The sequence below is a fragment of the Tessaracoccus defluvii genome (genome assembly GCF_014489575.1).
GTDB classification, from domain to species: domain Bacteria; phylum Actinomycetota; class Actinomycetes; order Propionibacteriales; family Propionibacteriaceae; genus Arachnia; species Arachnia defluvii.
Genome location: NZ_CP060789.1, coordinates 143,148 through 162,958, shown reverse-complemented (window position 1 = coordinate 162,958; position 19,811 = coordinate 143,148). Strand labels below are relative to the sequence as shown.

The 19,811-nt window shown below is 69.7% G+C and carries 16 protein-coding genes and 1 pseudogene; 14 read left to right on the top strand and 3 right to left on the bottom strand.

Annotation, left to right across the window (positions count from 1 at the left end):
* Positions 1-19 precede the first annotated feature (19 nt).
* Both H9L22_RS00685 and H9L22_RS00680 read right to left on the bottom strand, forming a co-directional pair.
* Positions 20-1,197: pseudogene (locus tag H9L22_RS00685) on the bottom strand (sugar transferase).
* Positions 1,198-1,588: 391 nt separating this feature from the next.
* Positions 1,589-2,524, bottom strand: a complete 936-nt coding sequence (locus tag H9L22_RS00680) for a glycosyltransferase family 2 protein (protein ID WP_226966015.1) — start codon at positions 2,522-2,524, stop codon at positions 1,589-1,591.
* A gap of 70 nt (positions 2,525-2,594) precedes the next feature.
* Between H9L22_RS00680 and H9L22_RS00675 the strand changes: the two genes are divergently transcribed.
* The 6 genes from H9L22_RS00675 to H9L22_RS00650 all read left to right on the top strand — a co-directional run bounded on the left by H9L22_RS00675 (position 2,595) and on the right by H9L22_RS00650 (position 10,710).
* Complete coding sequence (locus H9L22_RS00675; protein WP_187721203.1) at positions 2,595-3,824, top strand: hypothetical protein; 1,230 nt, start codon at positions 2,595-2,597, stop codon at positions 3,822-3,824.
* Positions 3,825-3,828: 4 nt separating this feature from the next.
* Positions 3,829-4,731: a sulfotransferase family protein gene (locus H9L22_RS00670; RefSeq protein WP_187721202.1), complete on the top strand. Its 903-nt coding sequence runs from the start codon at positions 3,829-3,831 to the stop codon at positions 4,729-4,731.
* Positions 4,718-6,769, top strand: a complete 2,052-nt coding sequence (locus tag H9L22_RS00665; protein WP_187721201.1) for a GumC domain-containing protein — start codon at positions 4,718-4,720, stop codon at positions 6,767-6,769. The genes H9L22_RS00670 and H9L22_RS00665 overlap by 14 nt, the downstream gene beginning before the upstream one ends.
* Positions 6,770-6,950: 181 nt before the next feature.
* Positions 6,951-8,057, top strand: a complete 1,107-nt coding sequence (locus H9L22_RS00660; RefSeq protein ID WP_187721200.1) for a delta-60 repeat domain-containing protein — start codon at positions 6,951-6,953, stop codon at positions 8,055-8,057.
* A gap of 20 nt (positions 8,058-8,077) precedes the next feature.
* A complete protein-coding gene (locus tag H9L22_RS00655) occupies positions 8,078-9,955 on the top strand; it encodes a PKD domain-containing protein (RefSeq protein WP_187721199.1) in 1,878 nt (625 codons plus the stop codon).
* Positions 9,955-10,710, top strand: coding sequence for a WecB/TagA/CpsF family glycosyltransferase (locus tag H9L22_RS00650; RefSeq protein ID WP_187721198.1), 756 nt, complete (start codon positions 9,955-9,957; stop codon positions 10,708-10,710). The genes H9L22_RS00655 and H9L22_RS00650 overlap by 1 nt, the downstream gene beginning before the upstream one ends.
* Positions 10,711-10,772: 62 nt before the next feature.
* Here the strand turns inward: H9L22_RS00650 and H9L22_RS00645 are convergent, their stop codons facing one another.
* The gene (locus H9L22_RS00645; protein ID WP_187721197.1) at positions 10,773-11,399 is read right to left on the bottom strand and encodes a hypothetical protein; all 627 of its coding nucleotides are present in this window, start codon (positions 11,397-11,399) and stop codon (positions 10,773-10,775) included.
* A gap of 173 nt (positions 11,400-11,572) precedes the next feature.
* On the opposite strand from H9L22_RS00645, the gene H9L22_RS00640 reads away from it, so the two are divergent.
* From H9L22_RS00640 to H9L22_RS00605, 8 genes are all read left to right on the top strand, one after another.
* Positions 11,573-13,021 carry a carbohydrate binding domain-containing protein gene (locus H9L22_RS00640; RefSeq protein ID WP_187721196.1) on the top strand — a complete coding sequence of 483 codons (1,449 nt, stop codon included), beginning with the start codon at positions 11,573-11,575 and terminating at the stop codon, positions 13,019-13,021.
* A gap of 130 nt (positions 13,022-13,151) precedes the next feature.
* The gene (locus tag H9L22_RS00635; RefSeq protein ID WP_187721195.1) at positions 13,152-14,510 is read left to right on the top strand and encodes a GumC domain-containing protein; all 1,359 of its coding nucleotides are present in this window, start codon (positions 13,152-13,154) and stop codon (positions 14,508-14,510) included.
* Entirely contained in the window at positions 14,511-16,031 is a 1,521-nt protein-coding gene (locus tag H9L22_RS00630; protein WP_187721194.1) for a lipopolysaccharide biosynthesis protein, read from the top strand.
* Entirely contained in the window at positions 16,024-16,386 is a 363-nt protein-coding gene (locus tag H9L22_RS00625; RefSeq protein ID WP_187721193.1) for a hypothetical protein, read from the top strand. Before H9L22_RS00630 ends, H9L22_RS00625 begins: the two co-directional genes overlap by 8 nt.
* Entirely contained in the window at positions 16,284-16,895 is a 612-nt protein-coding gene (gene cysC / locus H9L22_RS00620; protein WP_187722499.1) for an adenylyl-sulfate kinase, read from the top strand. Before H9L22_RS00625 ends, cysC begins: the two co-directional genes overlap by 103 nt.
* Positions 16,895-17,668 (top strand): 3'(2'),5'-bisphosphate nucleotidase CysQ, encoded by a 774-nt coding sequence (locus H9L22_RS00615; protein ID WP_187721192.1) that lies wholly within the window; start codon positions 16,895-16,897, stop codon positions 17,666-17,668. Before cysC ends, H9L22_RS00615 begins: the two co-directional genes overlap by 1 nt.
* Complete coding sequence (gene cysD / locus H9L22_RS00610; protein WP_264292512.1) at positions 17,665-18,558, top strand: sulfate adenylyltransferase subunit CysD; 894 nt, start codon at positions 17,665-17,667, stop codon at positions 18,556-18,558. The genes H9L22_RS00615 and cysD overlap by 4 nt, the downstream gene beginning before the upstream one ends.
* On the top strand, positions 18,558-19,808 hold the full coding sequence (locus H9L22_RS00605) for a sulfate adenylyltransferase subunit 1 (RefSeq protein WP_187721190.1): 1,251 nt from the start codon (positions 18,558-18,560) through the stop codon (positions 19,806-19,808). Before cysD ends, H9L22_RS00605 begins: the two co-directional genes overlap by 1 nt.
* Positions 19,809-19,811 lie beyond the last annotated feature (3 nt).

Here is a 19,811-nt window from a genome sequence, read left to right as displayed (position 1 = left end):
CGCACCTTCGGCGTCGCCATCAGTAGGCCCCCTGCGACCCGAGCACAGCCCTGGCCGTCCTGGCGATGATGATGATGTCGGCCATCATCGACCAGTTGTCCACGTAGTACACGTCGAGGCGGACGGTCTCGTCCCACGACAGGTTCGACCGTCCGGACACCTGCCACAGGCCGGTCAGGCCGGGGCGCACGTCGAGTCGGCGCGTGGTGTCGCTGTCGTAGCGGGCCACCTCGTTCGGCAGCGCCGGACGGGGGCCCACCAGGCTCATGTCGCCGCGCAGCACGTTGAGGAACTGCGGCAACTCGTCGATGGAGAACCGGCGGATGAACCGTCCGACGCGCGTGATGCGGGGGTCATGGGTCATCTTGAACAGCACCCCGGCCCCCTCGTTGTGCGCCTCCAGTTCCGCCTTCCGCGCCTCCGCGTCGACGACCATGGAGCGCATCTTGAAGCACTCGAACTCCTCCCCCAGCGGCCAACGCGGGTCTGCCGGAAGAAGACGGGGCCGCGGTCCTCCCACCAGATGGCCACCGCCGCAAGCCCGATGACGGGTGCGCTCAGCAGGAGCAGGGTGGCCGAACCGACGACGTCGAAGATCCGCTTGCCCCAGCGGGAGGCCGCGACGGCGTGGGGCCGGTCGACGAAGACCAACGGCAGCCCCGCGATGGGGCGGACGGCGAGGCGTCCCGCCGAGACGTCGCTGAGCGCGGGCGCGACGATGGTCTGCGTCGAGTGTCGCTCCAGCGACCAGGCGAGGCGTTTGAACTCCTGCGACGTCGCGAAGGACCCCTCGGCGAAGATGACCGCCTCGAGGTCGATGTCTGCGACGATCTCCGCCACGTCTGCGACGGAGCCGAGCACGGGAGTCCCGGCGGGAGTCTCCCGGATGTCGTCGGGCGTGAGCGCGCCGACGACCCGGTAGCCGAGCCACTTCTCGCGGTGCAGGGCGCGCACGACCTCGTCGACGTGCTCTGCGGATCCGGCCACCACGACCGGCACAGTCAGCATGCCCAGCGTCCGCAGGTGGTTGCAGAGCCTGCGCCGGATCAGCCGGATTGCCAGGAGCAGGGGGACGCCGGCAACGAACGTGATGAGGAAGAAGGTCCGCGACAGCTCGACCTCCAGCAGATAGCAGCCGACGCCGATCACCCCCGCGAGCGTGAGCGACGCCAGGTTCACCCGGTGGTACTCGTCCATGCCGGTCTGGAGCTGCGGCAGCGAATAGGCGCCCACCACCGTCAACAGGGAGAGCCACGCCAGCGGCAGCGCGGCGAAGATCCAGAAGGGCAACAGCCCCGCGTCGGTCGGCCACCCGAAGCGGACGGTATGTGCGACGACACCCACGAAGGCGATCACACCACCGTCTGCGGCCGCCAGGAGCAGTCGTTTCCGGTGTGTACTGCCTTCCACAAGCCTGGCGGCAGCTTCGCCGACCAGCCCCCATCCGATCCGAATCTCAAGATCCGCTGCGGTCATGATTCCATCCCTCTGCGACCGCGGCGTCCGAGGGATCCCCACACCCCCCAGAGGCGATCACCGATTCCGCATTGTTACACCGGAAGCGGCTCAGCTCAAGAGTTTGGGAAAATCAGATCCCGTGCCCCCGGCGGTGCAGCGCGCCCATCACGGTGTCGGCCTTCACCAGTCCCACAGCCACCGGCAGCGCGACCCAGGCACGTGGCTCCGCCGGATTGAGCCGCATCGTCTCCCACACCTTCCCCAGCGATCGCCGACGTTCCCCCAACGCCGCGTGGCCGAAGGCCTGCTGACCACGGATGCGTGCCAGCGCCCCCCGGTCCGCCTGGAACTGGGGGAACTTGTCGACCATGTAGTCGAGTGCCTCGATGATGGTGCGCCACCGTCCCGAAAAGAGCGACTGTCCCCACATCACGCGGACGAGCGGCTCCTCCACGACGCAGATGTCGCCCGCGAGCGCTGCCCGCAGGATCCAGTCGTAGTCCTCTGCGTAACTGCCGGGGATGTGCTCGTCGACCAGGCCGATCGGCCCGAGGAGAGCCTCACGGCGCACCAGTACCGACGAGGGGTGGGCCGGCATGACACGACGGCGCACCAGCCGCTCCAGCGTCATCTCATCCGCGCGGGCGAGCCGGACACTGCTGTGGTCGCCGTACTGGATCCGGATGCCGGTGACGCAGGTGAGCGCGCCGGTGTAGAGGAGCCTGCGCACCTGTCTGGTGAGCTTGTCCGGCTCCCAGGCGTCGTCATCGTCACAGAACGCGACCAGTGGCGACCCACCGGCCAGGACGCCCGAGTTACGGGCCCCCGCCAGTCCCCCGGTACGGGTGTTGGTCACGACCAGCACCCGCCGTGCAGGATCGTGCCGCTCAAGGGAGAGGTCGGGCTCGCTGCGGTCGAACACGACAACCACGGTCACCTTGCCCGCGTAGTCCTGGGCCAGCACGGCGTCGACGGCGACGCGCAGCAGGTCCGGACGGTTGTGGGTGCAGATCACCACGTCGATCGCCGGGGCCCTCTCGGGCGGAGGCACAACTTGGTCGGTCACGATCGATCCCCCTCCACTGCTGCGGGAGTTCCCCCGCGGATCGGATCGACTAGATATAGCATGCACCTTCATGGTCGGCCGACGAATCCGCGTAGCCGGAGCGGCCCTGCCCGACGGGGGCACCGGAGCCCTCGCCGACCTCATGTCGACGGTCTCCGACCTCTGGCCCGGGGCCGACATCGCCCTCTCCCGTCGGCGATACGTCGCGCCCGGCGCTGCAGCACTCGTCCCGGTCCCCGGCAGCGGCCGCCCGCGCGCCCTCGTCCCTGACGACGGGCGCGCAGCGGCGGGGGCGCTGCGCCGGTACAGCTCCGCCCTGGGCCCGCGGGAGGGCGTCGCGCGGGCACTCGGCGCCGTCGTGGTCCGCGCGGTGGGACCGGCCCGTCTCGCGGGAGGGGGCCGCATCGTCATCCGCGACGACGGGGATGGGTCGCTGGGCGCGCACCTCGCCGGCGTGCTGGGCGAACCTGTGCGGATCGCCGTGACGATCGGCACCGAGAGGGTCAACCGCAAACCCGTGGTGCAGGCCTTCGACGCCCGGGGCCGCACGCTGGCATTCGCGAAGGTGGGGCTCTCGCCCGACTCGGCCCCCCACCTCCTGCGCGAGGCGGACGCCCTGCGGAGAGTCCACGGCGCCGTGCCTGGCATCGAGACCCCTGGGCTCGTGGCACAGACCACCTGGCGGGGGCACCCGGTCGTGACCATGACGGCCCTGCGCTCACGTCGCCCCCGCCGCGGCGATGCCCTCGCCCCCTCCGCGGAGATGGACGCCTTCTCCCGGGCCTTCGACGGCGGGTACATGCCGCTCACCGCTGTGCCCCAGTGGCGGAGGATGTCGGCCAGCCTCCGTGCCGCCTCCGACCCCCGCCCCGCGGACCTTGTCGCGGCGGTCGAGCGGGCAGCCCCGGACACGCTGGAGACGGGCGCCTGGCACGGGGACTGGACCCCCTGGAACATGGCGAGAGGCGCCCGTGGCGGCCTCCAGCTGTGGGACTTCGAACGCTTCGAGACGGACGTCGTGCGCGGCCTCGACCGGTTCCATCACTGCGTCAACCTGGCCGTGCGGGCCGCTGGCCCCGACGAGGCGGCGGTGACGCGTGGGATGGAACAGGCCCTCCGCGGGGTCGGCGATGCCCGCGCCGCACACACCGTCGGCGCGGTGTACCTGGCCGCCATCATCGAGCGCTATCTGCTCCAGGCGACGTCGGCCAGCGGACACCTCGTCGGGTCACGCCTGAATGCCTGCATCCTGGCGCTGTCGGCCTGGCTGGCACGGACCGGCCATCTGAGGGGGGATTGAGGTCATGGGATCGCTGCGTGCGTTGACCGGGAGATCGAGGGACGCGATGCCGGCGCCGGCGCGCGCGCTGCTGCGGAGGATGGTGCTCGGCTGGGGGATGCTCACCGCCCGCTTCCGCCTGCAACCCAGCTTCATCGTGGTGGGCGCGTCCCGGGCGGGGACGACGACGTTGTTCCGGGTGCTGAGTGAACACCCGGACGTCGTGCGCCCGACGGTGAGCAAGGGCATCTGGTACTTCGACATCCATCACGCCAGGGGCCAGCGGTGGTACCGCGGCCACTTCCCGCTGGCATGGCCGGCGCGGCGCCGCACCGGAGGGCGCGCCAAGACCTTCGAGTCGTCCGGCTACTACCTGTTCCATCCGCTGGCTGCGGAACGCATCGGCCGCGAACTGCCCGGGGTGCACATCGTGGTGATGGTGCGCGATCCCGTCGAGCGGGCCTACTCAGCGCACCGCCACGAGTTCGTCCGCGGCTTCGAGACCGAGGATTTCGAGACGGCCATCGCCCTGGAACCGGAGCGACTGGCCGGAGAGGAGGACCGGATCCGTGCGGACCCGACCTACCTCAGTCACCATCACCGCCACCACAGCTATCTCGCCCGCGGGCGTTACGCAGTGCAGATCCAACGGTTCATCGATGCCGTGGGGAGCGAACGGGTGCACATCGTCGACGCCGACAGGCTCTTCACCGATCCCGGCGAGCTGACGGCGCTGTTCGACGCTCTCGGCCTCGCTCCCTGGCAGCCGGAGGAGGTGGGCAGGCACAACGCCCAGTCACGGGACCCGATGGACACTGCCCTCCGCCGGCGGCTGATGGACTCCTTCGCCGAGGACGACAGGGCGCTCGCAGCGCTCATGGGCCGGACGCCGCACTGGCGTCAGGGTGACGGGGATGTCGACGACTGAGTCGAGCGCCGTCCTCACCGGCCACTCCCGGCACCGGAGCTGGCCGGCGCACTGGCCGCTGACCGCGCTCACCGTCGGGTACCCCCTCTGGTGGCTTCTCGGCCTGGCCTCTTTCATGCCCGCGGTGGCCGCGGCGGTGATGGTCGTCCAGCTGCGCCGTCGCGGCGGCGTCCGCCTCCCCCGGGGCTTCGGCTGGTACGGCGCGTTCCTGGTCTGGGTGGTCCTCTCGGTTGCCGCACAGTCGACGATCGCGCCGGGGGCCGTGCCCGATGCTGGAGGCGTCGGACGGCTCATCGTCTGGGCCTTCGGACTTGCGATGTACCTGTCCTGCGGCGTCGCCGTGGTCTGGGTTCTCAGCCACGATCGCAGGGAGCTGCCCTTCGTCACAGTGGCCATCGCGGTCGGCTGGATCTATGTGTGGGCGACCCTCGGGGGCGTCGCCGGCATGTTGACGCCGAACCTCGGCCTGCGCTCGCTGCTCGAGCTGGTGCTACCCAGAGGGTTCACCGCCAACGGGTTCGTCAGGTCGCTGATCCATCCCGGCCTCGCCGACATCCAGACGGTCCTCGGCCGGGCCGAGGCGCGGCCGAAGGCCCCCTTCCGGTACGCCAACACCTGGGGCAGCGCCATCGCCCTGAGCCTGCCCTTCCTCCTGGTGGGCTGGCTGCGCTCAACGCGTCGCTGGCAGCGGCTCGCCGTGGCACCGGTGGTGCTCGTCAGCCTCGTCCCCATCGTCTACTCGCTGAACCGGGGGCTGTGGGCGTGCCTGGCTTTCGGGGTCCTCTATGTGGTGGTCGTCCTCGCCCGTCGCGGCCGTTTCGGGGCGCTCGTGGCTGCGGCCGTCCTGCTCGGCATCGCAGCCGTCGCGTTCGTGGCCAGCCCGCTCGGCGACCTCGTGGGCGAACGCTTCGCGAACCAGCACAGCAACGACCGGCGCGAGCAGCTGCTCATCGACACGGTCTCCGCGACCGTCAATGCGTCGCCGGTCATCGGGTTCGGCGGCACACGCGACGTGCAGGGCAGCTTCGCCTCCATCGCGGGCGGGTCGACCCCTGACTGTCCGGCCTGCGGGGTGCCGCCGCTCGGCACGCAGGGTCACCTGTGGATGCTGATCTTCTCCCACGGACTGGTCGGGGCAGCGTTCTTCCTCCTCTTCCTGCTGATCGCACTGGTCCACGCCGCCCGTTCCCTGACGCTCCCCGCGGAACTGGGGACCCTGGTCATCCTGTTCTTCCTCATCCAGATGTTCGTCTACGACACCCTCGGCCTCCCGCTGATGATCGTCTTCGTGGCAGCGGGGCTCGCCTGGCGCGACGGGAGGGCGACTGGCCCCCCGGGCTCACCGCGCGACCTCCTCGCGGCCGTTCGGCGCCACCGGACACAGCTCGTGGTCATGGGGCTCGCGGGGTTGGCGGCGGGCCTGGGCGCGGGCTTCCTCGCTCCCCGGGAGTTCGTAGCGACACAGTACGTCATGCTCATCGAGACGCCGACGCATCTGCCGCTGGCTCTCGAGGCCAGGGCGCCGCGGCGCATCACGGTGGACACGGAGGCCTCGCTCCTGGTGGCGCAGCAGACGCTCGCCCGGGTCGTCCCCTCCGTCGAGGGCCAGGAGGAGCTGCGGGCGCGGCTGCGGATCTCGGCCGTCCCCTCGTCGGACGTCCTCGTGGTCAGTCTCCGGGGCCCCGACGCGGCTGCACTCGGGCCGACCCTCGACGCCGTGACACAGGCCTACCTGGAGACGAGGAGCGCGTATCTCTCGACCCGGCAGGGCCGGGTCCTCGCCACGCTCTACGGCCGCCTGGCGGACCTCACGGAGGAGACGGGGACCACTGACTCCCCGGAGATCGCCGAGGTGGTCGAGGCCATCGACGACAACCTGCTGACGCCCACGCAGGCGGGCGAGGCGATCCGCCGGGACGCTGCGACGGAAGTGCCGCGTGAGCTGCCGATGTTCGGCGCGAGCGGCCTCGGGATCGGGCTCATCGTGGGCCTCGCCACCGGGGCCACTAGCCGATCGGCCAGAAAAAGCTCACTTTGACTAGCCGATCGGCTAGAAAAACTTGACTATTGCCGCCCGGCCGTGCTAGGGCCATACTTAGCCTCAATTCTGGCTCTGCATCGAATTGGGGTAGATGATGCGACGCTCTCTCGTTCTGATTCTGGCGGCCGTTCTCGCCGCCCTCCAGACACTGACTCTGGGAGGAGAGCCGGCGGCCGCAGTGTCCCAACCGGCGGGCAGGCTGGTCAGCGACGACCCAGCGGGGTTCACGCCCCACGCACTCGACGGCTCCGTGTACTCGGTCGTCCAGGTGGGATCGACGATGGTCGCCGGCGGCTCGTTCAGCCAGGTCCGCAACAACAACAGCAACACGGTCCTGACACGCAACCGTCTGATGGCCTTCGACGCCTCGACAGGCGCGATCAGCACCGCCTTCAACCCAGCACCCAACGGCACGGTCAACGTGGTCCTGCCCGCCGGTGACGGCACCGTGTACGTGGGCGGCAGCTTCACGAGCATCGCCGGCCAGAGCGTGCGCAACCTGGCCCGCATCAGGGTCTCCGATGGCTCTCTCGTCACGACGTTCAACGGCGGCTCCCCGACGGGCGTCGTCAAGGACCTGGCCCTGCTGAACGGCAGGCTCTGGGTCGCCGGAACATTCACCCACATCCGCGGCCAGGCCAGGCCGGCCCTCGCCACGCTCAACGCGGCCACGGGCGCGTTCGACGCGTACTTCAACCGCACGATCGCCGGTGTCCACCTCGAGGGCAGCTTCACCAACGTGATGAAGATCGACCACGGCGGCGGGCGACTGACGGCGGTCGGCAACTTCGACACCCTCGACGGCGTCCGCAACCACCAGCTCTTCGTGCTCGACGTCTCGGGGCCCTCGGCCACGCCCGCGAACTTCCAGACCGACTTCTTCACTGCCGCGTGTGCACGCGCCTTCGACACCTACATGCGCGACGTGGACTACGCCCCTGACGGCAGCTTCTTCGTGGTCTCCACGACGGGCGCCTACCGCGGCTACGGAACCAACATCGCCTGCGACACCGCCTCGCGGTTCGAGACGACCTCCACCGGGACGGCGATCGCCCCGTCGTGGGTCGACTACACGGGCGGCGACACGTCGTACGCCGTCGAGGTGACCGACACCGCCGTCTACATCGGCGGCCACCAGCGCTGGTGGAACAACCCGTACGCCGGCGACCGCATCGGCCCGGGGGCGGTCTCCCGGCCCGGCATCGCTGCGCTCAACCCCTCAACGGCATACCGTTCAGCTGGAACCCGACGCGCGCCCGGGGGGTCGGCGTCTTCGATCTCCTGAACACCGCGCAGGGCCTCTGGGTGGCCTCCGACACCGACCGGATCGGGGCCTGGGAGTACCACGGACGCATCGCCATGTTCCCCGCCGCGGGCCTCCAGGTCCCGGCCTACAGCACGGCCCCCTTCCCGAACAACGTGTACGCGGTGGCCGCGCAGGGCGGCACCCCGCCGCTGGCCCGGCGCTCGTTCAACGGCACGACAGCCGGCGCGACCGCGGCTGTCGCCGAGGGCGGGATCACCTGGGCGGGGGTGCGTGGCGCCTTCATGGTCAACGGTGAGCTGTATCTCGCGACGTCGGACGGCCTGATGTCACGGCGCACCTTCAACGGCAGCACGTACGGAACACCCACGCCCGTGAACGGACACGACGAGCTGGCGGTGCTGCAGAACTGGCGCAACGACATCGCGGCGGCGACCGGCATGTTCTATGACTCGGGGCGCATCTACTACACCCTGAACAACAGTTCCACGCTGTACTACCGCTACATCAACCTCGAGAGCGACATCGTGGGCGCACTGCCCCTCACGGCCTCGACAGGGGTCACCGGCATCAACTTCTCGCAGGTCCGCGGCATGTTCCTGGGCGGAGACAAGCTCTACTGGGCGACGGCCGACGGCACCCTCCGCTCGATCACCTGGCAGCACGGCCCCGTCAACGGGGCTCCGGTAGCCAACACCGCACAGGTGGTCTCCGGCCCGGGCGTGGACGGCGTCAACTGGAATTCCCGCGCCCTGTTCCTGTACCAGGGCGCGAACGGCCAGGGCGCGGGCCTCCCGCCCACAGCCGCCTTCACCAGTTCCTGCACCTCGCTGACCTGCACCTTCGACGCGGCGGGCTCCAACGCACCTGGATCCACGATCACGAGCTACGCGTGGAACTTCGGCGACGGCCACACCGGCTCGGGGGCCCAGGCGTCGCACGCCTACACGGCGAGCGGCACCTTCACGGTGACCCTCACGATCACCACGGCGGCGTCGGAGACCTCCACCACCACCCACCCGGTCACCGTCACCCGCGTGAACCAGGCCCCGACCGCTGACTTCTCGGCCACATGCACGTTGCTCGAGTGTTCGTTCGACGCAGGCGATTCCGCCGATCCGGACGGGACGATCTCCGCATACGCGTGGAACTTCGGCGACGGCACCACCGGCACGGGCGAGTCGACACAGCACGAGTACGCTGCAGCCGGCACCTACACGGTCACGCTCACCGTGACCGACAACGATGCTGCGACAGATCAGACCCAGCAGTCGGTGCAGGCCCGTGAGCCGAGCGCGGCATCCGTGGCCTTCGTCGCGGCCGCCTCGACCAACGGGAACCGCAACAACCACACCGCCCAGATCCCAGCCTCCGCAGTGGAAGGGGACGCCCTGCTGCTGTTCCTGACGATCAACAGCACCGCGACGATCACCGCGCCGACCGGATGGACCGAGGTCCGGGCCACCGACGGCAGCGGCATCGCCGTTCGCGCCTGGAGCAAGGTAGCGACGGCCACCGATCCCGGTTCGACCGTCGCGGTCGCTCTTTCGGCCTACGCCAAGGGCGACCTCACGGTGGCGGCCTACCGCTCCAGCACGGGCACGCTGAGCGTGATCGACAACGGCGCCACCAGCGTCAACGCATCCAGTTCGGGACAGAGTCCCGCTCTGGACCTGCAGGGACACGCCCTGCCAGTCGTCTACATGGGAGTGAAGGCCAACTCGGCACTGACCGCGACGCTGCCACCTTCACTGACAGAGCGAAGCGCCAGCACGGGCTCTCCGAGTGGCGCGGTCCACGCCTGGCTCGCTGACTCCGGCGGCTACCTCACGGCAGGGTCGTTCGACCCCGTCACGATCACCCTTTCCGGTTCGGCGAACCGCGTGGTGGTCACTGCCCTCGCCCTCCAGGCGCAGTGATGGACAGCGTCCGCGTGGGCCCCTTCCCCGTGGCTGATCTCAGCTACTGGGAGGCGGTCCATGCCGCTGCAGACCTGGCCATGGACCCTCAGGGTCCGCGCCGCTTCTACGCGCTGCACGTCGGCGGCCTGAACGCGGCCGACGACCGGGAGTTCGTCGCTGAGATGAACGACGCGGAACTGGTCTGCGCCGACGGTGGGTCCGTGGTCCTGCTGGCCCGGCTCGCCGGGGCCCAGCGCATCGAGCGCACCCCCACGACCGATGCGGGGTGGGACATCCTCGACCACGTCGGCAGACTGCTTGGAAGGAAGGCCAGGACTGCCCTGGTAGGCGGGGAACTACCCACGGTCACGGCCGCAGCAGAGGCACTGCACGCCACCGCCGTCGCTGACATCGTGCTGGTCGAGCATGGGTTCCACGACGATTGGACCGAGGTGCTAGCCCGAGTGAGCGCCGCGCGGCCCGACGTCATCGTCCTCGGTCTCGGGGCCCCGAAGGAGATGCTGTGGGTGCGTGAGCACTTATCCGAGTTGCCCTCCACCCTGGTGGTGACCTGCGGAGGCTGGTTCGGATTCCTGGCGGGCACCGAGACGAGAGCGCCGGAAGTGCTGCGGCGGCCCGGCCTGGAGTGGATTGCACGGGTGGCGCAGGCTCCAACGCGGCTGCTGCCACGCTACGCACGAGGCCTGGCCACCTGCGCCAGCATCGCCGGCGACACCCTCTGGAACGGACGGGGAACCCCAGCCAGAGCCTGACGCGGGCTGCATGGGGGCGGGCGCTCGGCGCCCGCCCCTTCCCTGTCCACTGCGCGTGAGATTCAGCTCAACAGCGAAGGAAGCAAGCCCAGACCATCGAGCCAGTCGTTGCCCGTGAGCCGGAACTCGTTGATCCCATCCAGGTCGGGGTTGCCGTCCTTGGCTGCCTGGTCGATCTGTCGCGCCAGCCCAGCCATCTGCTGGACCAGATCCCCACCGGGACACGCGTCCGCCGCCTCGCGCCCCAGGGAGTCGACCAGCGTCACCAACGGGCCGGTGTACGACCCCTGATCGGGGCGTCCGACGGAGTCCACCACGCGCGCGAACGTGTGATACAGCGGCTCCACATCGGACTGCGACACGCCACACCCAGCGACCGGCGGCTTGGTGGTCTGCTTCGGCGGCGGCTGGTTCTCCGGCAGTGGGCCCGCGATCGTAGAGGTGCCGCCGCCCGGGGTCGTCGTCGACGCCGGGGTCGCGGCCGCACCGGGAGACGGGGAGGCCGTGGGCAGCCCGACGCTGGGGCTGACCGACGACACGGGAGAAGCAGAGGAAGGGCTCACGCTGGCCGACGACTCGGGAGCGACAGAAGAAGGGCTGACGCTGGCCACCATGGAGGGCTCCGGCGCAGGGCCGGAGCAGGCTGTGAGAACGACGCACGCGACGATCGATGAGACAAGCCTGATCATGGCCGCTCCTCCCCAGAACGTAGACTTGACTACTCAGTCTAGGGCCGACCCGCTCCCGTGACGAGCACCTGTTTTCTCAGGTTCACAGACTCAACCTGAGAAAAATTAGGATTTCTCACAGGTGAGGCTTACTCTCAGTACGCAAGTCCGCTCCCCTACCCGAAAGACTCGAAATGCCGCGTTCCCCCAAGACCGCTCGCCGCTTCACGGTGGCGCTGCTGGCCGCTGGTCTGACCGCCGCCGTCCTCCCGACGACGCCCGCGTTCGCCGCTCCCGCGAACCTGGTCAAGAACCCCGACTTCTCTAACTCAACCACGGGCTGGAAGGTCAACACCTCCACAGCGACGCTCTCAGCCACCTCGATCTCCGGCAACCCAGCCGCGCTGATCCGCGCGACCAAGGCCGGCAACACCGTCGCCCTGAACGACGCCACGAACACCGTCACGAACGGCGCCGCCGGTGTCGAGTACACGGCCACCGCCCGCGTCCGGGCCACCACAGCCGGCACCAAGGGCCAGCTGCGCGTCCGTGAGGTCGGCGGCGGCTCCTCCATCAGCCACGCGGCCGGCTACACCGTGTCGTCGGCCAACACCTGGCAGACGGTGAAGCTCAACTTCACCACGACGAAGGCGGCCAACGCCCTCGACGTCAACGTCGTGGCCTGGAATGTCGGCCCCGGCCAGGACATCATCGTGGACGACGTCACCTTGACCTCCGGCCAGGAGACGGTGACTCCTCCGCCCGTTCAGACCCCCGGCTACACGCTCTCCGACGGCTGCCGCCTCGACCTGCGCGGCCTCGGTGACTGCGCTCCGCTCGTCGGCGCGGCCCACGGCAGCAACACCGATCCCTCCGCGTTCGAGGCATCGCTGGGCCAGCGTTTCGGCGTCCGCCGCACCTACTACCAGGGCACCCAGGTCAGCAAGGCCGTCTCCGTCTCCAAGACGGACCTCGCCGCCGGCCGGATCCCGTGGATCAGCTTCAAGCTGCCCTACTCCTGGACCGACATGGCCAACGGAAAGGGTGACGCCTGGGCCAAGGACCTGGTCAAGCAGCTCGACGCCCTCGAGGGTCCCGTCTGGCTGGCCTTCCACCACGAGCCCGAGAAGGACGGTGACATCAAAGAGTGGAAGCGCATGCAGGAGCGCCTCGGCCCGATCGTGCGTAGCGGCTCTGACAACGTCGCGTTCTCCGTCGTGCTGACCGGCTGGAACCAGTGGTACGGCCCGGCCGAGTACCGCATCGAGAACATGTGGCCCAACACGAAGGTCGACGTCGCCGGCTTCGACATCTACAGCTTCTACGCCACCACGTCGAACGGCGTCACCAAGTACCCCGAGGCGAGCCTCAAGTCGAAGTACTTCGACAAGATCTCCGCCTGGGCGAAGACCAAGGACGTGGAGTGGGGCCTCGCCGAGACCGGCGTGAGCGATCCCGGGGCGCTCGACTACCCGAACTGGATCTCCACCACCCGCCAGGAGCTGCAGGACACCGGCGCCATCGCCATGTCCTACTTCGACAGCCACCTGAATCTGAAGCAGAGCTACAACCTGACCACCGCTGCGAAGAAGGCTGATTTCGGCCGGGCTCTCAAGGCCTCGCCTACCTTCCCGAAGCAGTGATCCTGCGGTAACCCGTTATCAGGACCCCCTCCGCACCGCGGAGGGGGTCCTGACATTCCCCGAATGACGCCCCACCGCGTGATACTGTCCCGACATTCCGCGGCTGGAGCGTAGATGGTGGGGGTACGACATGGCCGGATCCGAGCGGGGGCACCGTTGGCGTTCGCGGCGCCGCGCGCTCGTGGCCGCGCTCGTGCTCGCACTGCTCGGTGGGATTGCCGGTGCGGCGGCGGGCCTGCTGCGTCCGGCCGGTTCGGAGGCCATGGCAACGATCCTGCTCAATCCCCTCGACGGGAACCCCTTCTCCACCAGCACCCGCGGCGACAACCTCACGAATATGGTCACCGAAGCCCAGCTGGTGAGCTCGGAGGAGGTCGTGAACCGGGTGATCGCCTCGACGGGCACCGACTTCACGCCGGACGCCCTGGTGGGCAGCCTCACGATCACCGTCCCCACCAACACCCAGCTGATCCGCATCGCAGTGGCCACGCGCCGCCCCGAGGCGGCAGCCGAACTCGCACAGGCCTTCGCCGTCGACTTCCTCGCGGCCCGCCGCGACCGCGCAGTCAGCCAGTCGGAGATGCAGATCAACCGACTCCGCGAGGACATCACCGCGCGGCAGGAGGAACGCGACGCCGTCCAGGAGCAGCTGTCCGCGGCCCCCGCCGAACAGGTCATCAGCCTGACCGCGCAGCTCAACACGATCAACACGCAGCTGGTGTCTCTCCAGTCGCGCGTCGCGCAACTCCGGGCAGGGCCCTTCGATCCGGGACAGGTGGTGACGCCCGCACGGGTGCAGGCGCCGCCCACCTGGCGCGAGTGGTGGGCACTGGCAGCCGCGGGTCTCGTCGCGGGCTTCCTCCTCGGTGCCCTCATCCACCTCCTCCGGCGGCGTCCCTTCGGCCCGCTGGGCGCGATCCGGCTGCCTCTCCTGGCCTCCCTCGGCCCCGAGGATCTCGCCACACACGATGCCGAGCCGGTCTCCGGGTCACTGCGCGGCCTCGCCCTCGCGGCGCTGACCGCCGACACCCGCCGCCCCCTGACCTGGCTCGTGGCCACCCTCGACGGCGAGCCTCCCCGTACAGTCGACCACCTCGCCCGTGCCGTCGCCGCCACGGGGAACGCGACGGTGGTCGTCGACACCTCCGGCGCCTGCCGCGACGGCGCGGTGGACGCCACGCTCGCCGATCTCCTCGCCGACGACGCCGCCGACATCGAAATCAGTGCGCCGCACACACTCATCGCCCGTGGCGATCTGGACGGGTCCGAGGACCGTCTGCTTTCCCCCCGCATGGGCGCTCTCGTGCAGTCCCTGCGAGAGCAGGCGGACATCGTCCTCATCGCCGCGGGAGGGGAGGACTCGTATGCCGCGACGGCCGTCGGTCCCCTCGCCGACCGCGTCATCCTGGAGACGGCCGACGCGGCGCCCCGCGGCGCCGGCAGGTGGGCGGAACGCGCACTCGGCGCGGTTGTGGTGAGGCGGATCTAGATGTCCAGCGTCGCGGGGAGCCAGCTCGAGCGGATAGCCCGGGGCGGCACCGCGGCGCTCGCCGGGGCAGGCGTGGCGGCCGTCGCCAACTTCGCCGTCGTCGTGGTCATCACCCAGGCCTTCTCGAAGGACGACGCCGGCGCGCTGTTCAGCGCCTCCTCCCTGTTCCTCATCGTGCTGGCCGTCGCCGGTCTCGGCATCGAGACCGGGCTCGGACGGTTCGTCCTGCGCCACGTCGCCGAGGGTCGGTGGGACTGGGCGCGGGCCTGCCTCAGCAACACGGCGCTGGTAACCGTCACGGTCAGTGCCGTCGCAGCGGTCGGGCTCTGGGTCGCCGCCGCCCCGATCGCGGTGGCCATCGGCATCTCCGGGGACGAGGGCCCGGGCCTGATCCGTGTCTTCTCGGTCGCCGTGGTCGCCGCCGCTGTGGGCCACTGGGCGCTGGGAGCGAGCCGGGCCTTCGCCAACATCGCCCAGACGGTGCTGATCGACAAGCTCGCCCGCAGCCTGATGCAGCTGGGGCTCGTCGCGGCCTGCGCCGCGGCCGCCACCGGCCTCATCCCGCTGGCGGTGGCGTGGGTGGCACCCGCCGTCCTGCTGGCCCCCGTCGCCGTCATCGGGCTGCTGCGCGTCACGAGACGGACGTTCCCGGCGGACGCGCCCCGGGGCAGGGCTCCTGGTGCGGTGCGGGAGTTCTGGCTGTTCACGGCCCCACGGAGCATTGCCCAGGTGGCCCAGCTGATCGTGCAGCGCCTCGACATCATCCTCATCGCCGCGATGCTCACCCCGGCGGCCGCCGCCGTCTACACAGCGGCAACGCGGTTCGTGCCGCTGGGGCAACTCGGACAGCAGGCCATCGCCCAGGTGGTGCAGCCCCGCTTCACCCACCTGCTGGCCACCGAGCAGAGAGCGGCCCTCGGTGAGGTCTTTCGCACGACCACGGCCTGGAACATCGCCGTCGCCTGGCCCATCTACCTGGTGGTGGCCTCGATGGCCGGGGTCTACCTGCAGCTGTTCGGCAGCGGCTTCGCGGCCGACGGCGTGGCCGTCGTGCTCGTGATGGCGGTCGGCATGCTCGTCGGCATCGCCGCCGGGCCGATCGACACCATCCTCCTGATGGCGGGACGCAGCTGGCTGAGCCTCGGGAACGCCCTCGCCGCGCTGGTGATCGACCTCGTCGGCTGCCTGGTGCTGATCCCTCCGCTCGGGATCCTCGGGGCGGCAGTAGCCTGGTGCGCCGCCATCGTGACCAAGTCCGTGCTCGCCTACGTCCAGGTCGGGCTGCACGTCGGGCTCAGCCCCATCTCCCGGGCGAGCGTCATCGTCGCCGTCAGTGCGGTCGTGGCCTTCGCGGTTCCGGGCGCGATCCTGACGCTGACCGGCCATGCGAACGTGTTCACCCTCATCGGACTCCTTGTCCTGGGCGGTTGCGTCTACGCCGCCGCCCTCTGGCGCAACCGCTCGGTCCTCCGGCTCCGAGCGCTGCGCGCTCTGCTTCCCGGAAGGAGGAGGAATGCCTGACCGACATCCCGACTGGGCGTGGATCGCCTCACTGCCCTCGCTGTTCGTCCGCGGATCCGACCTGGCCCGAGTCGAGCTGTTCCAGCAGGGGCGGCTCGGCACCCCCCTGCGCCTGACCCAGGCCGGTCGCCGAGCCGTGGGCCGGGCCCGGACTTTCGTGGTCCGTGACCCCGACAGCACCCCTCTGCTGGTGGCGACTCTCACCGGTGACAGGCTGGAGGCGCAGAGTCTGCGCCCGGTCGAGGAGATCGACTGGCACCTGCCGGGCGCGGTCGACCTGCTGGCCGCCGAACTGCCTGCGACGCATCCCGAGCCGGCCGCACCGCCGAGCAGGGGCGGGCCGTCGTCTTTCTGACCGGGCTGTCCGGGGCGGGCAAGTCCACGGTGGGGCGGGCCCTGCGCGAGCGACTCGTCGGCGATCCGAGACCCGTGACGTTGCTGGACGGCGACGATGTACGCCGCTTCCTCTCCCCCGACCTCGGCTTCGACGAGGCGAGCAGGGCGACGAACGTGCGGAGAGTGTCCTGGGTGGCCTCCCTGCTCGCCGGAGCCGGTGGCATCGCGATCACCGCGCTCATCGCCCCCTACGCGGAGCAACGCGCCGAGGCCCGCGGCATGGCCGAACGCGCTGGCGCCACCTTCGTGGAGGTGTGGCTGGCCACTCCGCTGGCGGACTGCGAGGCGCGGGACCGCAAGGGACTCTACTCGCTGGCGCGCTCCGGCCTGCTGGAGAACTTCACCGGCGTCTCGGCGCCGTACGAGGAGCCGCAGCAGCCGACGGTGACCGTGGACACGACCACCCACACCCCCGAGGAGGCGGCCGAACAGATCGCCGCCGTTCTCACGCCGGAAGGAGGCAACTGATGCCTGTCGATCCTGACCTGGAGCTGGCCGCGTCGCTCGCGACCGGCGCAGGTGAACTGCTCGAGGGGCTGCGACGCAGGGGATCCCCGACCGGCACCGAGGGCGACCTCGCCTCGAACCGGTACCTTCTGGCGCGGCTGGCCGCCGAGCGCCCGCACGATGCGGTGCTCTCGGAGGAATCCGCGGACAATCCGGCCCGGCTCGAGGCCGACCGCGTCTGGATCATCGACCCACTCGACGGTAGCCGCGAGTTCGCCGAGCGGGCATCTGATGGCCGGTGGCGCGACGACTACGCCGTCCACGTGGCCCTCTGGACCAGAGCCGTCGGGTTGGCGGGCGGAGCCGTCGGGCTGCCGGCCCGCAGCCTCGTCTACCGCTCCGATGATCCCCCGCTCCCCTCACCGGGGACGGGGGACGGCCCCCTGCGGATAGCCGTCAGCCGCACGCGCCCCCCGGGGCTCGTGCGTGATCTGGCCGACGCCGTGCCCGTGGAGTTCGTGGCCATGGGGTCGGCCGGGGTCAAGACGATGGCGGTGGTCACCGGCGACGTCGACGCCTATGTCCACGCCGGCGGCCAATATGAGTGGGACTCCGCCGCCCCGGCCGCCGTCGCCCTCGGGGTCGGCCTGCACGCCAGCCGCATCGACGGCTCGCCACTCATCTACAACGCCGCCTCACCCTGGCTGCCCGATCTCGTCGTCTGTCGCCGGGACAGGGCTGCCAGCCTGCTGGCGCTGATTCGCACCCTGGAGGGAGAAAAATGGGCAAGTTGACTCTGAGCCATCTGCAAGAGCTGGAGGCGGAGAGCATCCACATCATCCGTGAGGTCGCGGCAGAGATGCGCCATCCCTGCCTCCTGTTCTCAGGCGGCAAGGATTCCGTCGTGATGAGCGCGTTGGCCCGCAAGGCGTTCCAGCCCGCACGGATCCCGTTCCCGTTCATGCACGTCGACACCGGGCTGAATTTTCCCGAGGTCCTACGGTTCCGTGACAGGTGGATCGCCGAACTCGAGGTCGAGTTGATCGTGGCCTCCGTACCCGACGCCATCGCCGAGGGGTTCGTGCAGGAGGCCCCCGGCGGATCCCGCAACCGCATCCAGACGCCGGTACTGCTGCGTGCGGCAGAGGCCCACGGCATCGACGCCCTGTTCGGCGGCGCCCGCCGCGACGAGGAGAAGGCCAGGGCCAAGGAACGCGTCTTCTCGTTCCGTGACGAGTTCGGTCAGTGGGACCCGAAGAACCAGCGGCCGGAGCTGTGGCGGCTGTACAACGGAAAGGTCAACCAGGGCGAGAGCATCCGGGTCTTCCCCCTGTCCAACTGGACGGAGCTCGACACCTGGGCGTACATCGCCCACGAAGACCTGCCCATCCCCGAGCTCTACTACGCCGCGGAGCGGGATGTCGTCGAGCGCGACTCGATGCTCTACGTCGTCAACGAGTTCGTCCCTGCCCGGGAGAACGAGACGGTGACGCGCCGGGCGGTGCGCTACCGCACCATGGGCGACGCCAACCTGACGGCCGCCGTCGAGTCGCAGGCCGACACCAACGAGAAGATCGTGGAAGAGATCGCGGTGACCCGCTACACGGAGCGCGGCGCGACGCGCGGCGACGACCGGGTCAGCGAGGCCGCAATGGAAGACAGGAAGAAAGAGGGGTACTTCTGATGTCACGAGGACTGCTTCGCTTCGCCACCGCCGGCAGCGTGGATGATGGCAAGTCGACCCTGATCGGACGCCTGCTCTACGACTCGAAGGGCATCTTCGTCGACCAGTACGAGGCCGTCGAGCGGGTCAGCCGCCTGCGGGGCGACGACTACGTCGACCTCGCGCTGCTCACCGACGGCCTCCGGGCTGAGCGTGAGCAGGGCATCACCATCGACGTCGCCTACCGCTACTTCGCCACTCCCCGGCGCAAATTCATCATCGCGGACACCCCCGGACATCCCCAGTACACACGCAACATGGTGACCGGGGCGTCGACCGCGGACGCAGCCCTGATCCTGATCGACGTGCGCCACGGGATGACCGAGCAGAGCCGCCGACACGCCTTCCTGACCACGCTGTTAGGTGTACGGCACCTGGTGGTGTGCGTCAACAAGATGGACCTCGTCGACTACTCCGAGGCGGCCTATCAGGCTGTGGTGAGCGAGTTCACCGCCTTCGCCACCCGCCTGAACGTGCCCGATCTCACCTTCATCCCCATCTCGGCGCTGATGGGCGACAACGTGACCCGCCACAGCGAACATCTGGGCTGGTACGACGGGCCGACACTGCTGTACCACCTAGAGAACCTGCACGTGTCCAGCGACCGCAACCTTGTCGATGTCCGCTTCCCCGTCCAGTACGTCATCCGGCCACAGCAGTCGAAGGTGCGTGACTACCGCGGCTACGCCGGTGCCGTGGCGAGCGGCGTCATCAAGGTCGGCGACGACATCATGGTGCTGCCCAGCGGCTTCACCACCACCGTCGAGGGCATCGACGGGCCGTCCGGCCCACTCAAGAAGGCCTACCCGCCGATGTCGGTGGTGCTGCGCCTCTCCGACGAGCTGGACATCTCCCGCGGAGACGTCCTGGTGCGCCCCGAGAACCCGACCGAGCAGATCCAGGACCTGGATCTACGCGTGTGCTGGATGGACGAGACGACCCGGCTCACGCCCGGCCGCACCCTCGCCGTCAAACACACGACGGCGTGGGCACGCGTCAAGATCAAGGAGGTCCTCTACCGGGTCGACATCAACACCCTGCACCGAGTGGAGGGCGTCGATTCGCTGGGTCTCAACGACATCGGACGCGTGCGGATGCGTTGCACCCGGCCGCTGATGATGGACCGCTACCAGCGCAACCGGGAGACAGGGTCCGTCATCCTCGTCGACGAGGCCACGAACAAGACGGTGGGGGCAGGCTTCCTCAGCTGAACC

Excerpts from the sequence above, each read along its gene's own strand:
- H9L22_RS00640 (WP_187721196.1), top strand. The coding sequence starts at position 11,573 with ATGCCGCGTTCCCCCAAGACCGCTCGCCGCTTCACGGTGGCGCTGCTG.
- H9L22_RS00650 (WP_187721198.1), top strand. The coding sequence starts at position 9,955 with ATGGACAGCGTCCGCGTGGGCCCCTTCCCCGTGGCTGATCTCAGCTAC.
- H9L22_RS00625 (WP_187721193.1), top strand. The coding sequence starts at position 16,024 with ATGCCTGACCGACATCCCGACTGGGCGTGGATCGCCTCACTGCCCTCG.
- H9L22_RS00645 (WP_187721197.1), bottom strand. The coding sequence starts at position 11,399 with ATGATCAGGCTTGTCTCATCGATCGTCGCGTGCGTCGTTCTCACAGCC.
- H9L22_RS00615 (WP_187721192.1), top strand. The coding sequence starts at position 16,895 with ATGCCTGTCGATCCTGACCTGGAGCTGGCCGCGTCGCTCGCGACCGGC.
- H9L22_RS00675 (WP_187721203.1), top strand. The coding sequence starts at position 2,595 with ATGGTCGGCCGACGAATCCGCGTAGCCGGAGCGGCCCTGCCCGACGGG.
- H9L22_RS00670 (WP_187721202.1), top strand. The coding sequence starts at position 3,829 with ATGGGATCGCTGCGTGCGTTGACCGGGAGATCGAGGGACGCGATGCCG.
- H9L22_RS00605 (WP_187721190.1), top strand. The coding sequence starts at position 18,558 with ATGTCACGAGGACTGCTTCGCTTCGCCACCGCCGGCAGCGTGGATGAT.
- H9L22_RS00630 (WP_187721194.1), top strand. The coding sequence starts at position 14,511 with ATGTCCAGCGTCGCGGGGAGCCAGCTCGAGCGGATAGCCCGGGGCGGC.
- H9L22_RS00665 (WP_187721201.1), top strand. The coding sequence starts at position 4,718 with ATGTCGACGACTGAGTCGAGCGCCGTCCTCACCGGCCACTCCCGGCAC.
- H9L22_RS00635 (WP_187721195.1), top strand. The coding sequence starts at position 13,152 with ATGGCCGGATCCGAGCGGGGGCACCGTTGGCGTTCGCGGCGCCGCGCG.